Below are 13,258 nucleotides of genomic sequence, written 5' to 3' on the forward strand. Positions count from 1 at the left end.
AAACACAAGGTAGTAAAGCAATAAAAAATAAGTCTAATAACAAATAAGTCATTAAAACTTTTTCTACTTTTCTAATGAAGGCAATATGTTGTGAAATAATTAAATATCTATTTCTAGAATTTTACTTAGACTTTTGTTTATATCCATACCACACCACACCACACCACACGTAACCGAACCGCGGCGTACCTAACCGCACCCAACCATACCAGATTTGACCATATTCTCATCAGCAATAGGTAGGTCAATCCTATTGAACAGTAATCACTGTTTCGATATTTTACTGATATGTGCTCTCAAAATGGTAGTTCTATATTATTAATCCCTTTTTATTATATTATTATCTGCTTAGTCAGAGTTTACCATACCGTACCTTAATAACTTTAGCGTATCAAAAGAATAACTTAAAAACATTTACTTTTTAAACTTATCCCTCCCAGGTATACTTTCTCCAATCAGTCGGGATAATTTCATCTCTCAAAGCACTAGCTATCATTCCTAAATGATTTTTATCATCTCTTAAAACATGGCATCTCCTACATAATGTCCTTAGATTCGTAAAATAGTTATTTGCGAATTTCCCACTTTTAATATGGTCTATATGACATTCATTAAGAGATAAATTTATTCTACATCTAACACATTTTTTTCCATCCCTTTTCCAAATGAGTGGTCTAACGTTATTTACCCAGGTTTCTTTAGGAACTCTTACTTTAGGCATTTACAATCTCCTCTTGTATAGTAAATGAACATATTTCAAATCTGCCATAACCTAATTTTCTTGCATCACCAATACCAGCAAAGAGACCTGCATCGATGCAAATTGATTGCATTTGATTTCTTGCGATTAAGGTAGATTCCCAGGCGATATCAAATTCAGCTTCCCAACCAGGACTTAATGCTAAATGATAACGAATGTTTTTTACTTTATTTCTAGTTACTGGACGTACATCAATATAAACATCTTTCTTATGATCATCATCTATTGCATCAATTGAAATATGTCTATTTATTAGAATTATTTCATCTAATATATGTAATGTAGCAGAAACGCTTGGCTCGAGTGAACCTAAACCTTTTTTTGTATGTTTTGCACCGGATCTTATAGAAGAAAATAAGTAATCGGGTTTTAAATAAAGTTGACCATTTGAGGTCGCTAAATACGTGTTTTTCCATTCCTCCGGATTATTTCCCGGAACTCCAGATTTTTCTTTTCGAAAGGGAGATATGGCATCTAACCTCATATTATTATAAAGTAGTGGCCTTGTACCTCTTATTTTTATTCTAGCCCTAAGAAAAGTCATTGTTTTTACCTCTTTTTAATACTTATAAGTATTAATATTGACATTTTTTTCTAATTTATACTACTGTAATCCTTTTTTTTACTCTTCTACCATAGAAGAGAGGTGAAATTTATGACCGAATTTTTAAACTTGGTAGGTACCAAAGTTCGATATTTCCGCAAACTTAATGGGTTAACTCAAGAAGAACTTGCTGAAAAGGCAGATGTTCATTATACCTATATCGGAGGGATAGAACGTGGCGAAAGAAATATTTCATTAGAAACCCTTGAAAAAATATGTATTGCTTTAAACGTTTCTCCATCCTTAATTTTTCATCAAGACAGTCTAAGTTTCTCTGCTAACGATTTGGATAGGGACTGGCTTTTAAAGTTGCATAAAGAACTTTTAGAATCCAGAAGTACAAAAGAAATAATGTTAATTCATGAAACAGTTCAAAGAATAGTTAATTTCATTGATAATAAATAATATATAACTGTTTTTATTTTTGAAAAATACAAAATTTTAACTGTTGATAAAAGCTCCTATTATTACTTTTTAAAATAATAAAAAAAATGAGCTAATTTTGACGTGATGGCAATACACGGCCCGGTTAAAACTATTAGAAAAGAGGAACCTTATCTTCGTCGATTTAACGAGTCTTAGGATAAGAAAAGATCCTAAATGACAGTATACAGATTAAAGTGGTGTTAATTTTTATCAATACTAAATTAATGAAAAAGTATATAACTATTACTTTTATTGGTCGTACTAATATATACATCTATAAAGATTTTATTATTTTAAATTCGTTTCAATTAGAAAAAGGCTAAAACATTAGATTCCCGTATTTCTTTTCAGTATTTCTTAATTCTACTCAGGGAATATATTGAAATTTTTGGTAACCCTATCTAACTAAACTAACAATTAGTAAATAAGAAAAAGACTGCAGATGCAGCCAATCGATGTTCAACTAATGCATGCATTAGTTGCTTAAGAAAATTAACAACAACAATAAAAGTCACTGCTCTTAAGCAATGACTTTTTCTCATTTCATTCTCTAATACCAATTGTTATGTTACTTATATTTCTAAATCAAAATATTGATATTTTTTAAGTTTTATCCCCATCATTTGAACCCGAGTGCTTTTTTAGATAGAAGTAACAATCTTCAGACTAAAATCAGTCGTTTTACGTTGTCAAAACTCTCGCCGAAACCTAAAATTCTCCTGAGTTTTAATTGATGATAGCTGTTTAATGATTAATTTCTGATCCCTCATACGCTCTAAAATTTGTTGTTTTAATAGCTCCTGACCTTGGTGGTAACCATCATTAAATCCTTTTTGATAACCGGATTGGTAAGAGTTTTGCACGAAATGTTTGTTCTTATCGTCCATTAATAACCGTCCCTTATAAAAAATATATGTTCTTTTTTAAGAGTCCACTCTACGACTTGATAGATAGGAATTTAAAGAAGTCATAATACGCTTGTTATGAAATCTTTCTAGGATTTGTTGCTCAACATCTAAAGGAAGTAAGTGAAATGAAAGAAGAATGTCTATGACAATCCTGTATTGATCAATATCTCGTTCAGACAAAATTCCCTTTAATATATACTCTTGCAACTTTTCAAGGGAAACCTGTCCATAATTTATTAATAATTCAGCACCCAAATCATTAAATATCATATTGGAGTCATATACAGGTTGGCATTTAACGAGAGAAAGGCTCCCATACTTAAAGTTGATTTTTTTTTCTTTTTGAAGAATTGGACAATGTATCATTCTTTGCTTGGCCATATCATAAAAATATTGCATTTTCTTGTGGATTTCATAGAACCTGTTAAACAAAACAGCAAGACTATCTATATCCAAATTTTCAAAGGGAGCAATACTAGGTGCAATTATATCTATTCTTCCCTCAGGCTTCAAAGTAGGTCTTACATAAAATGTATCTTTTTGCCGGAAAGGTTCTAGCCGTTTTACTAAATTCGGATTATCTTTAATACATTTATGAGAGATCTTTATAACAGCAGGAAGGATACCTATGTTATGCAAATAATCATTTAGAGCAACTTGATCTGTATAATGATATTTTTTTCTTCGAGTAAACTTCGCCACCAAATTATGTTTGATAAATTCAAATCTGCTCCCCTCGTAAGTATTTAATCGATTACGGAATTCTTCCTTTATTATTTTTAAATGCTTTTCAGCTTCCTTGTATTCCTGAAATATCCCCTGTTCAAGTAATTGTAAAGCGATTTGTTCTGCATTTAATTCCATAATAATTAGCCTCCCTTTCTTTACTCTTAGAATAACCGAACGTATGTTTTTTTATTCTAAAAATAAGAACGGATGTTTCTAGTGGTTCATTTAAAAACAATTTGATGGTACTAATTAATTTTGATCAATTACTCAAGGAAGATAGGGGTAACTTTTGTTTTTCCGCATAGATTGTTCCGTCTGTGAAACGCGTAAGCCATTCTGTTTGATCCGCAAAATTGCTCCACTTTTATGGTCATAGTTGTTGATGCCGGATTTAGAAAATACATGTAGCTTTTGTATCAGAATTTAGAAAAAAACCACCTACTCCAAATAGTGATCCAACCCTGTCGAAAGCGGTTGTACAGCCAATCCAGCCTAGAGAAAAAACGAATCAATCATCACATATTAAATCGCAAACTAGGTCCGCAATTGAGAGAAGTGAGGTTGCAAAGAGTAAAAATGGTAAAGATGCTGAAAGGTTAGTGCATAACAAACTAAAAGGCATACACCAAACATTAAGATGGACATCGGAAAATTCGGATATTCCAGCGGAGAGAAATCAATCATCTATATATGATATGGAATACCAAAGAAATGGAAAGACTGTATATGTTGAAGTTAAAGCTGCAGTTAATAATTTCTATATGTCATCAAGCTGAGTACCACTTTGCACACGAACACTCAGAATCATATGAGATATATTTAGTTGATTTGGAAAAAGAGCATATTGACGGACCACATAGCATTGACGAATTTGAAGCATCAAAAACGACAACTCAGTATAGATTTTCTTATAATATGCAGTAATTTTGATATTTTTAAGAGTGTAGATATAGGGTAGTTTAAATAATATAATGAACCAACTCATACAATTATAACAGATCATACAAACCACCAGACGAGCAATCTTCTAGTGTATGCCAGGTTATCTGATAATAGGTTTCAGTATAAATTTCGATGCACTGTCACAATCACTCATAACCCTACCCTGGGGTAAAGAGGGGATAAACTCGAATAACCAATAAACTATCAACATAATCGTTTTGCTATATAGTATAAAGTAGAAGTTTACAAACAAGTGGTATGCGTAAACCTAGTCTACGCTTAACATAATGAACGTTATAAAAAGAAGCGGAAGTTTGAAATGACTTCCGCTTTTTTTTTTATTTACTACTGAACAGTACAACGTTACTGTTCAGTAGTAAATAAAAAAGTAAGATACTATTCCATCTGATATTGCTTAAGAGGAAGTGAATTTTTATAAATACGAGGATGGTTCGGGATATGATTTGGAATTTGAACTTTGGATTGATTATCAACAAAGCGATTTAACTATCTCTGTGAAGCAATATTGGATTTCAACGAAAATATAATTTATTTTACAATCGAAAATCTACATGTATTATAAATTTCGTTGTACAACTTACGCATTGCATTAGTTTCATATGAGTGCCTAAAGTTTGTCTAATTTTGACAGCCTTTTTTAATTTGAAAAAACAACATTTTAACTTAACAGAGCCTTAACCTAAACTGCCATTTATTAAAGTTTCAGAAGCAACCCATCTTACTCATATGCAAAATTCGCTTCATTGGGTTCTACCGATAATATATCAGTATCAGTGCACATCTTACACTTTCTGGCAGGAAAGTTGACCATCTCGTTTATTGAACTTTGAAAAATATTGTTCCTATGTGAAAATTCATTAATTCAAAAAACAAATAAAAATAACTTTATTAACCATTATTGTATTTCAAATATTATTTAAACTCTATAAAGTATTTATACAAGTAAGTTATCTTTAGTTAGACTGTTTATATTTATTTAAGGTAGCGTAAATAATAAGGAAAAAAATTATTAAGAAGATAAATTAAACAAAAATATGTAATATTTGTTGTGTGAACCTATCTTGTGTTTTACTTGTTTTTAAATTAAATTTGATTTCTATAAAAGGAAATAAATAAGTAATAACCTTATATTCTCAAAGGGAATTGAAGTGAAAGGTAGCGAGTTCCCTTTTATAAATTTGAAGAATAATGTGATAATTAAAGTAGCCTAAGTAGCCTTAAACTTTTTCAACTAATACATGCATTAGTTGAAAAACATTATCGGCTCTATTGTCGATTTTTTTATTGAGCTAAATGGCAGGATAGTTCAATATGTAAGACAAATGCCTGTTTCACTTTTTCGGAAAAAAGAATGGGGTAGTTGGATTGATATTAAACAGAGTGCATCTACTATACTAGAGAAAGAATTGAAAAAGGCAAAAAGCAAAGATAAAGTAACCATTTTTATGTCATCTAGCACAGATCCATATCAACCGATTGAATTTAAAGAAAGATTAACTAGAAGTTTATTAGAAGTCATGCTGCAAAATCAACCAGACTTTTTATTCGTTCAAACTCGGAGTCCACTTGTAAAAAGAGATATTGATCTTTTAAAGCAATTTAAGGAAAAAGTACGAGTAAGTATGACGATTGAAACTGACTTGGATGAAATAAGAAAATCTTTCTCACCAAATGCACCTTCTATTAATGCACGACTTAAAACTATAGAAGAACTTGTAAAAGCTGGAATTCCAACCCAAGCTACAATCGCTCCTATTCTGCCTAGTAGCGAGGATTTCCCAAAAAAGTTATCGGAAATTGTCCATAGAATCTGTATCGATGATTTTTTCATGGGAGACGGAAGCGGAGGGAAAAGAACAGGTCGTCTTGGCATTGAAAAAAAATATACTGAGCCAGGTCTAGAAGAATGGTATAGTCCAGAAGCTTATCAATTAGTTTATCAACGGTTTAAAAAATATTTTTCAGAGAATCAGCTTTTTATCAGTCAAAAAGGTTTTGAACCATAAACAAAAAACATCGATTTATAAAAAACGATAGAAAATTGTGGTATTTTTATAGTAGAACGTTATTTGTAAATGGAGAGATAAAAGATGGCAGAAGTAAAAAAATGAAAAGTAGTTCGGATATTTTGAAAACGTTTAAAACAGTAAGGCAATTACGCCCACATTTAAGAGAAGATGAATATGTTAACACGATTAATCGATTAATCAACACAAATAATTATCATCTTGTGGCCGTGATCGAAAATGAAGAAGTCACAGCCGTTGCTGGTTATCGTATAACAGAATCATTAGCATGGGGAAAATATTTTTATGTTGACGATTTAATCACAAGTGAAAATCACCGTAAAAAGGGCTATGCACAACTTTTATGGAATTGGTTAATAAAAGAAGCAACACAAAATAATTGTGAACAATTCCATCTAGATTCAGGGGTCCAACGTTACGATGCTCATAGGTTTTATCTCAAAAATAGTTTAAATATTACTTGTCATCATTTTCAATTGAATTTTTAATTAAATCAGTGTGAACACAACTGCTGCAAAATTAGTTAGATAATCTAAATTGAGGCTGTGAAAACAGTCTCTTTTTTGTAAGTAAGTTTAAAAAACTTTACAAATATGAAATGAATCACTTACTGACAAAATCTTTTATTATTTTATTAGAATTGATTTTAGAAAATAGATTAAAGGAATGATATACTATTTTCAAATAGATACAGGAGGCTTTTAGTAAATGAAAGAAAAGAATTCAAAACGGCTAGCCAATATTTCACTAATAGTGGCAACTTGTGGATTCGCTGCAACAATGCCGTTTCAATCTAAATTATTTCAAATCCTTTCTGGTGGATTTGAGGCAGCTTTAGTAGGGGGTCTTGCGGATTGGTTTGCTGTAACTGCAATGTTTCGTCATCCTCTTGGTATACCTATCCCACATACAGCTTTATTGCCTAAAAATAGAAAGAAGATTACTGATGGGATATTAAATACACTTAATAATCAATGGCTAAGTAAGGAAAGTTTAATTGAAAAGGTAGAAGAACGTGATTGGATTAATCAAGGTATTAATGCTTTTGAAAAGTTGCTAGAAAATGATGAATCAAGAAATAAAATGGTTCATTCAATCAGCCAGTTTGGTGCATCTATTCAGGATGACACAATCAAAAAATTTTTATTAAATACTTTTAAACCGACAATCGAGTCCATATCATCTCAGAACTTATTAAGTAAAGCTGTCGATACTGTTATTGAAAAAGAATGGGATGCAAAGACATATGAATTTTTAATTAATAAAATCGAAGAAACAGTTAGCTTACCACATATTAAAGAATTAATCGGCAAAGAGGTTATACAGTTTATCGAGCGAAAGTTTTTTATGATTAAAGCTTTTCTACCAATGATTGGAGAAGAGAAAATAACAGAATTTGTACATAGCGGATTAATCGATTTACTAACGGAATTAAAACACCCTAATAGTGACAGGCGGAATTTCATATTATCGTTTATTCGAATGGAAGCTGAAAAAAATAAATCAAATGAAAATATTATTCGCCAATTGGATGAATGGAAAAATAAAGGCTATGAATATATTGTAGATCAAGCAATTAAAATCTTTAGAAATAAAATTGATGATGAAGAATTTATTTTAAATACGATCCAAAAAATAATCAGCTTCATTAAAAATTCGATTTGGATTGATAATTTTGAGCTTAGTTTTAAGAAACTATTAACCAATACAGTTGAAAAATATCATCACAAAATTAGTGATTTAGTAAGATTTAATATTGAAAAATTATCTACTGAAGAAATAACTGATTTATTGGAAAATAAAATTGGTAAGGATATTACTTGGATTCGTGTAAATGGAGCTGTTTGTGGATTTATTATTGGTTTAGTATTGACAACCCTAAGATTGATTTTTACATAATATTCAAATAGTACTTCCTTTTAAAGCCTTAATTAACGTAAAAAGTTAATTAAGGTTTTTTTCACATTAAGAAAGTATAAATTGGCAGCAGAGAAGAAAAATCGACGTAGTTGTCAATTTTAGGAATTAAGTATAAGTGCAACTACTCCTATTCTTCACCTAAAGCTTCGCCAATCGGTGAGTTTTCTTTAAATGAAATTAAAAATCCAATAAATAGAAACATAAGCATTTTATTGGAAAGAAAAATTTTTTTCATGTATTATATGTTTGGGTAAAAAATATTTTCCGAATGAAAAATTGGAATGAATTATTTGAACTAACATTAGCTCTAAATAAAAATTATAGATCGTTTGAAAATATATTTTTTATTATCAACAATTTAAAAGTTCGACTAAGAGGAGGTTTAGTTAATGGATTCTATGTCATTTGTATTATTCGGAGCCACAGGCGATTTAGCAAAACGAAAAATATTTCCTGCCTTATATAATTTATATATTGACCAAAAGATGCCCGAGTCTTTTTCAATCATTGGAATTGGTAGGAAAGATTTTAAAAATAACGAATTTCAGAATCAAGTAATGCAATCACTAATTACTTTTTCAAGACGTTCTTTAGAAGATCAAAAAATGGTCCAAGAATTTCTAGATTCAATTCGTTATCAACAGCTAGATATCACGAATAAAGAAGGATTCGTTGATTTATTAGATTTAGTCAAAGAAAGAGAACAGGAATTACAGATTCCTGAAAACAGATTATTTTATTTATCAGTAGCACCAGAATTTTTTGAAGTTATTGCATCAAATATTAAGGAAAGTGGGCTAGGTACGACAAAAGGTTGGAAGCGTCTAATCATTGAAAAACCTTTTGGACGTGACTTGAAGACTGCTAGAGATTTAAATGAAAGATTAAGTAAGTCATTTAAAGAAGATGAGATATTCCGAATTGATCATTACTTAGGCAAACCAATGGTTCAAAACTTAGAAGCTTTAGAGTTTGCTAACCCAGTTTTACAAGCATTATGGAACAATCAATATATCGCAAATGTTCAAATTACGGCAAGTGAAACAGTCGGAGTTGAAGAACGAGCGGGTTATTATGATAAATCTGGAGCAATCAGGGATATGTTCCAAAATCATATGTTACAAATGTTAATGATGTCTGCTATGCATTTAACTAACCAAAATTCAGCAAGTGATGTTAGAGCCGAGAAGAAAAAGGTTCTTGAATCTCTTCGACCACTATCAAAAGAAGAAGTAGTTTCTCATGTAGTTAGAGGTCAATATGGTTCAGGTGAACAAAATGGTAAGAAAGTAGTTGCGTATAGACAAGAACCAGGAATTGAGTTTTCATCACAAAATGATACTTACGTAGCAGCTAGAGTATTAATCGAAAATGATTTTTGGAAGGGAATCCCATTCTATATCCGTACAGGTAAAAGAATGAAAGAAAAATCTACTCGAATCGTTTTTGAATTCAAAAGCCCGATTCAAAACCTTTCCAAAAAGAACGGAACAAATAATGGACCAAATTTATTGGTTATTGAAATTAATCCTAATGAAAGAGTTTCTTTCTATTTAAATAGTAAAAACGTAGAAGGCAATATTGAACCTGTACAAGCTGAGTATTTTGCGAATAAAGAAGAGCGTCCAGAAGCGTATGAGTTATTAGTTTACGATGCGGTTCGAGGCGATTCGAAATTTTTTGCTCATTGGAATGAAGTAGAATTGTCATGGCAATGGGTTCAACCAATTTTAGAAGCATTTGAAGAAAATTTAGTACCACTTCATACTTATAAATCCGGTTCATTTGGTCCAGAAGCTGCTGATCAATTATTAGCAGAAGATGGTTTCAAATGGTGGTTAGATACAGATTTTGTACAAGAAAATGAAAACAACAAAACAGATCTAAAAAGGAGTATTTAAATTATGAGTTCGATTTCTACATTATCAATTAATACAATCCGTACACTTTCAATTGATGCTATTAACCAGGCTAATTCTGGTCATCCTGGTTTACCAATGGGTGCAGCGCCAATGGCATATGCATTATGGGCAGATCATTTAAAGCACAATCCAAAAAGTTCAAAATGGTTTGACCGTGATCGTTTTGTTTTATCAGCTGGTCATGGTTCAAGTATGTTATATAGTTTACTACACCTTGCAGGCTACGATGTTTCAATCGAAGACCTTAAAGATTTCCGTAAACTAAATAGTAAAACACCTGGACATCCTGAATTTGGACACACTGATGGTGTTGAAGCTACGACTGGTCCATTAGGACAAGGTATTGCTACTGCTGTTGGTATGGCAATGGCTGAAGCTCATTTAGCAGGTAAGTTTAACAAAGATAACCTTTCTATTATTGATCACTTTACTTATGCATTAGTTGGTGATGGTGATTTAATGGAAGGTGTTGCATACGAAGCTATGTCACTTGCTGGCCATATGAAACTTGGAAAGCTAGTTGTATTATATGATTCAAACGATATTTCATTAGATGGAACATTAAATCTTTCTTATTCAGAAGATATGAAAAAGAGAGCTGAATCATTTAACTGGCAATATTTAAGAGTTGAAGATGGAAACGATCATGTAGAAATTTCTAAAGCAATCGAATTAGCTAAGCAAAATACAGACCAACCAACAATTATTGAAGTTAGAACAATTATTGGATATGGAAGTCCAAAAGTGGCTGGTACTAATAAAGCTCATGGTAATCCATTAGGTCTTGAAGAAGCAAAAGAAACGAAAAAAGCATATGCTTGGAACTACGAAGAAGATTTCTTTGTTCCAGAAGAAGTAAAATTACATTTCAAAGAAATACAAGAAAAAGGCAGTGAAAAAGAAGCTGAGTGGAATCAATTATTTAATGCATACCGTGAAGCTTACCCAGAATTAGCAACTCAGCTTGAAAAAGCAATTAAAGGTGAAGTTTTAATCGAAACAGAAGATTTATTAACTTTTGACGAGAATAAAACAATTTCTACACGTGTTGCAAGTGGAGAAGCAATTAATCACTACATTAAAACAGTTCCTGAAATTTTCGGTGGAAGCGCAGATTTATCACATTCAACAATGACTGATATTAAAGATGAAAGTAAATTTGCTGTTGAATCATTTGCAGGACGCAATATTTATTTTGGAGTACGTGAGCATGCGATGGGTGCTGCTGCAAATGGTATGGCATTACATGGTGGAGTTAAGCCTTTTGTAAGTACATTCTTCGTATTTAATGATTATTTACGTCCATCAATTCGATTAGCAGCATTACAAAAATTACCAGTAACATATGTATTCACACATGACTCAATAGCAGTTGGTGAAGACGGTCCTACACATGAGCCAGTTGAGCATTTAGCTGCTTTACGTGCAATCCCTGGTTTAACAGTTATTCGTCCATCAGATGCAAATGAAACAGCTAATGCTTGGGCATATGCGTTACAAAATACAAATGGACCAATCGCATTAGTATTAAGTCGTCAAAATTTACCTGTATTTGAAGAAACAGCATCTAGATTAGATAATCTTTCAAAAGGTGGATATGTTTTAACAGAAACGAACGATCAACCAGACTTAATTTTAATCGCTACAGGTTCAGAAGTATCACTTGCAGTGAACAGTAAAAATGAGTTAGAAAAAGAAAACTTATCAGTTCGTGTAGTAGCAATGCCAAGTTGGGAATTATTCGATAAGCAAACAGATGAATATAAAGAGTCTGTTTTACCATCACATGTATTAAACCGTGTTTCAATTGAAATGGGGATTTCACTTGGATGGGAACGCTTTGTTGGTTTCAAAGGTAAAAAAATCTCAATTGAGACTTTTGGAGCATCTGGAACAGGTAATGAAGTAATGGAATTATTTGGTTTTAGTACTGAGAATGTAGTAAACGTAAGTAAAACTTTATTAAATTCTTGATTAAATAATATTTTATTTATTTTTTTATCATAAAAATTTTTACTTAGAGAAAAACATTAATATTACTGTAGATATTATGGGAGGATAACGTAATGAAAGTTGGTTTAATTGGATTAGGAAAAATGGGTCTAAACTTAGGTCAAAATTTAATGGATCATAATCACGAAGTAGTAGCATTTGATTTAAATACTGCTGCAGTGGAAGAAATGAAAGGCTTTGGAGCTGTCGGTACTTCAAGCTTAGAAGAATTAGTAAAAAATCTTGATACTCCAAGAGTTCTGTGGATTATGGTACCACATGGAGTAGTAGATTCTGTTATTAATGATGTTAAACCATTCTTATCAGAAGGGGATATTATCATCGAAGCAGGAAACTCACATTATAAAGAGTCTATTAGACGTTATGATGAATTAAAAGAACATGGTATCAGATTCATGGATGCTGGTACTTCAGGCGGTATGGAAGGCGCACGTAACGGTGCTTGTTATATGGTTGGTGGTGACCAAGAAGCTTGGGAAATCGTAGAACCAATCTTTAAAGATACTTCAGTAGAAAATGGTTTCCTATACGCTGGTAAAATTGGTAGTGGACATTTCCTAAAAATGGTTCATAATGGTATCGAGTACGGTATGATGGCTGCAATTGGTGAAGGATTTGAAGTATTAGAAAAAAGTGACTTTGATTATGATTATGAAAAAGTTGCGAAAGTATGGAATAATGGTTCTGTAATCCGTTCTTGGTTAATGGAATTAACTGAAAATGCATTCTCAAAAGATGCTAAGCTTGATGAAATTAGAGGCGTAATGCATTCATCTGGTGAAGGAAAATGGACAATTGAAACAGCTCTAGATCTTCAAGCTGCTACACCAGTTATTGCAATGTCATTATTAATGCGTTACCGTTCATTAGATAACGATACGTTCACTGGTAAAGTTGTTGCGGCTCTTCGTAATGAATTTGGTGGACATGCAGTTGAAAAGAAATAAATAAAGTATAAAATAGGAAATATCCCTAAAAATTGGAGG

At 31.6% G+C, this 13,258-nt stretch carries 14 protein-coding genes; 9 read left to right on the forward strand and 5 right to left on the reverse strand.

The window, feature by feature from the left end; genetic code table 11:
• Positions 1 to 427 precede the first annotated feature (427 nt).
• Complete coding sequence (locus tag EP747_RS15570) at positions 428 to 721, reverse strand: HNH endonuclease (protein WP_098426126.1); 294 nt, start codon at positions 719 to 721, stop codon at positions 428 to 430.
• Entirely contained in the window at positions 714 to 1,304 is a 591-nt protein-coding gene (locus EP747_RS15575; RefSeq protein ID WP_129691044.1) for a hypothetical protein, read from the reverse strand. Before EP747_RS15575 ends, EP747_RS15570 begins: the two co-directional genes overlap by 8 nt.
• 111 nt (positions 1,305 to 1,415) lie before the next feature.
• On the opposite strand from EP747_RS15575, the gene EP747_RS15580 reads away from it, so the two are divergent.
• A complete protein-coding gene (locus EP747_RS15580; RefSeq protein WP_129691045.1) occupies positions 1,416 to 1,769 on the forward strand; it encodes a helix-turn-helix domain-containing protein in 354 nt (117 codons plus the stop codon).
• Between the two features lie 431 nt (positions 1,770 to 2,200).
• On the opposite strand, the gene EP747_RS25130 is transcribed toward EP747_RS15580, so the two are convergent.
• The 3 genes from EP747_RS25130 to EP747_RS15590 form a co-directional block, all read right to left on the reverse strand.
• Complete coding sequence (locus tag EP747_RS25130) at positions 2,201 to 2,332, reverse strand: hypothetical protein (protein ID WP_268895656.1); 132 nt, start codon at positions 2,330 to 2,332, stop codon at positions 2,201 to 2,203.
• Between the two features lie 147 nt (positions 2,333 to 2,479).
• Positions 2,480 to 2,677 carry a hypothetical protein gene (locus EP747_RS15585; RefSeq protein ID WP_098426123.1) on the reverse strand — a complete coding sequence of 66 codons (198 nt, stop codon included), beginning with the start codon at positions 2,675 to 2,677 and terminating at the stop codon, positions 2,480 to 2,482.
• A 36-nt stretch (positions 2,678 to 2,713) separates the two neighbouring features.
• Positions 2,714 to 3,562: a hypothetical protein gene (locus tag EP747_RS15590; RefSeq protein WP_129691046.1), complete on the reverse strand. Its 849-nt coding sequence runs from the start codon at positions 3,560 to 3,562 to the stop codon at positions 2,714 to 2,716.
• A 576-nt stretch (positions 3,563 to 4,138) separates the two neighbouring features.
• Here EP747_RS15590 and EP747_RS15595 point away from each other — a divergent pair.
• The 8 genes from EP747_RS15595 to gnd all read left to right on the forward strand — a co-directional run bounded on the left by EP747_RS15595 (position 4,139) and on the right by gnd (position 13,219).
• Positions 4,139 to 4,351 (forward strand): hypothetical protein, encoded by a 213-nt coding sequence (locus tag EP747_RS15595; RefSeq protein ID WP_129691047.1) that lies wholly within the window; start codon positions 4,139 to 4,141, stop codon positions 4,349 to 4,351.
• 443 nt (positions 4,352 to 4,794) lie between these two features.
• Positions 4,795 to 4,917: a DUF7668 domain-containing protein gene (locus EP747_RS25405; protein ID WP_419179317.1), complete on the forward strand. Its 123-nt coding sequence runs from the start codon at positions 4,795 to 4,797 to the stop codon at positions 4,915 to 4,917.
• A 729-nt stretch (positions 4,918 to 5,646) separates the two neighbouring features.
• The gene (locus EP747_RS15600) at positions 5,647 to 6,396 is read left to right on the forward strand and encodes an SPL family radical SAM protein (protein WP_235832907.1); all 750 of its coding nucleotides are present in this window, start codon (positions 5,647 to 5,649) and stop codon (positions 6,394 to 6,396) included.
• Between the two features lie 101 nt (positions 6,397 to 6,497).
• Positions 6,498 to 6,905, forward strand: a complete 408-nt coding sequence (locus EP747_RS15605; RefSeq protein WP_129691048.1) for a GNAT family N-acetyltransferase — start codon at positions 6,498 to 6,500, stop codon at positions 6,903 to 6,905.
• Positions 6,906 to 7,125: 220 nt separating this feature from the next.
• Complete coding sequence (locus EP747_RS15610) at positions 7,126 to 8,316, forward strand: DUF445 domain-containing protein (protein ID WP_129691049.1); 1,191 nt, start codon at positions 7,126 to 7,128, stop codon at positions 8,314 to 8,316.
• 410 nt (positions 8,317 to 8,726) lie between these two features.
• Positions 8,727 to 10,238: a glucose-6-phosphate dehydrogenase gene (zwf, locus tag EP747_RS15615; RefSeq protein ID WP_129691050.1), complete on the forward strand. Its 1,512-nt coding sequence runs from the start codon at positions 8,727 to 8,729 to the stop codon at positions 10,236 to 10,238.
• Positions 10,239 to 12,233, forward strand: a complete 1,995-nt coding sequence (gene tkt, locus EP747_RS15620; RefSeq protein ID WP_129691051.1) for a transketolase — start codon at positions 10,239 to 10,241, stop codon at positions 12,231 to 12,233. It begins immediately after the preceding gene.
• 92 nt (positions 12,234 to 12,325) lie between these two features.
• A complete protein-coding gene (gnd, locus tag EP747_RS15625; protein ID WP_098426111.1) occupies positions 12,326 to 13,219 on the forward strand; it encodes a phosphogluconate dehydrogenase (NAD(+)-dependent, decarboxylating) in 894 nt (297 codons plus the stop codon).
• Positions 13,220 to 13,258 lie beyond the last annotated feature (39 nt).

Source organism: Gottfriedia acidiceleris, assembly GCF_004138285.1.
GTDB lineage: Bacteria > Bacillota > Bacilli > Bacillales > Bacillaceae_G > Gottfriedia > Gottfriedia acidiceleris_A.

Bases quoted from the DNA above. Each gene is read 5' to 3' on its own strand.
- EP747_RS15575 (WP_129691044.1), bottom strand. From the start codon at position 1,304: ATGACTTTTCTTAGGGCTAGAATAAAAATAAGAGGTACAAGGCCACTA.
- EP747_RS15605 (WP_129691048.1), top strand. From the start codon at position 6,498: ATGAAAAGTAGTTCGGATATTTTGAAAACGTTTAAAACAGTAAGGCAA.
- EP747_RS15570 (WP_098426126.1), bottom strand. From the start codon at position 721: ATGCCTAAAGTAAGAGTTCCTAAAGAAACCTGGGTAAATAACGTTAGA.
- EP747_RS15595 (WP_129691047.1), top strand. From the start codon at position 4,139: ATGGAAAGACTGTATATGTTGAAGTTAAAGCTGCAGTTAATAATTTCT.
- EP747_RS15585 (WP_098426123.1), bottom strand. From the start codon at position 2,677: ATGGACGATAAGAACAAACATTTCGTGCAAAACTCTTACCAATCCGGT.
- EP747_RS15610 (WP_129691049.1), top strand. From the start codon at position 7,126: ATGAAAGAAAAGAATTCAAAACGGCTAGCCAATATTTCACTAATAGTG.
- EP747_RS15580 (WP_129691045.1), top strand. From the start codon at position 1,416: ATGACCGAATTTTTAAACTTGGTAGGTACCAAAGTTCGATATTTCCGC.
- zwf (WP_129691050.1), top strand. From the start codon at position 8,727: ATGGATTCTATGTCATTTGTATTATTCGGAGCCACAGGCGATTTAGCA.
- EP747_RS15590 (WP_129691046.1), bottom strand. From the start codon at position 3,562: ATGGAATTAAATGCAGAACAAATCGCTTTACAATTACTTGAACAGGGG.
- EP747_RS25130 (WP_268895656.1), bottom strand. From the start codon at position 2,332: ATGAGAAAAAGTCATTGCTTAAGAGCAGTGACTTTTATTGTTGTTGTT.
- gnd (WP_098426111.1), top strand. From the start codon at position 12,326: ATGAAAGTTGGTTTAATTGGATTAGGAAAAATGGGTCTAAACTTAGGT.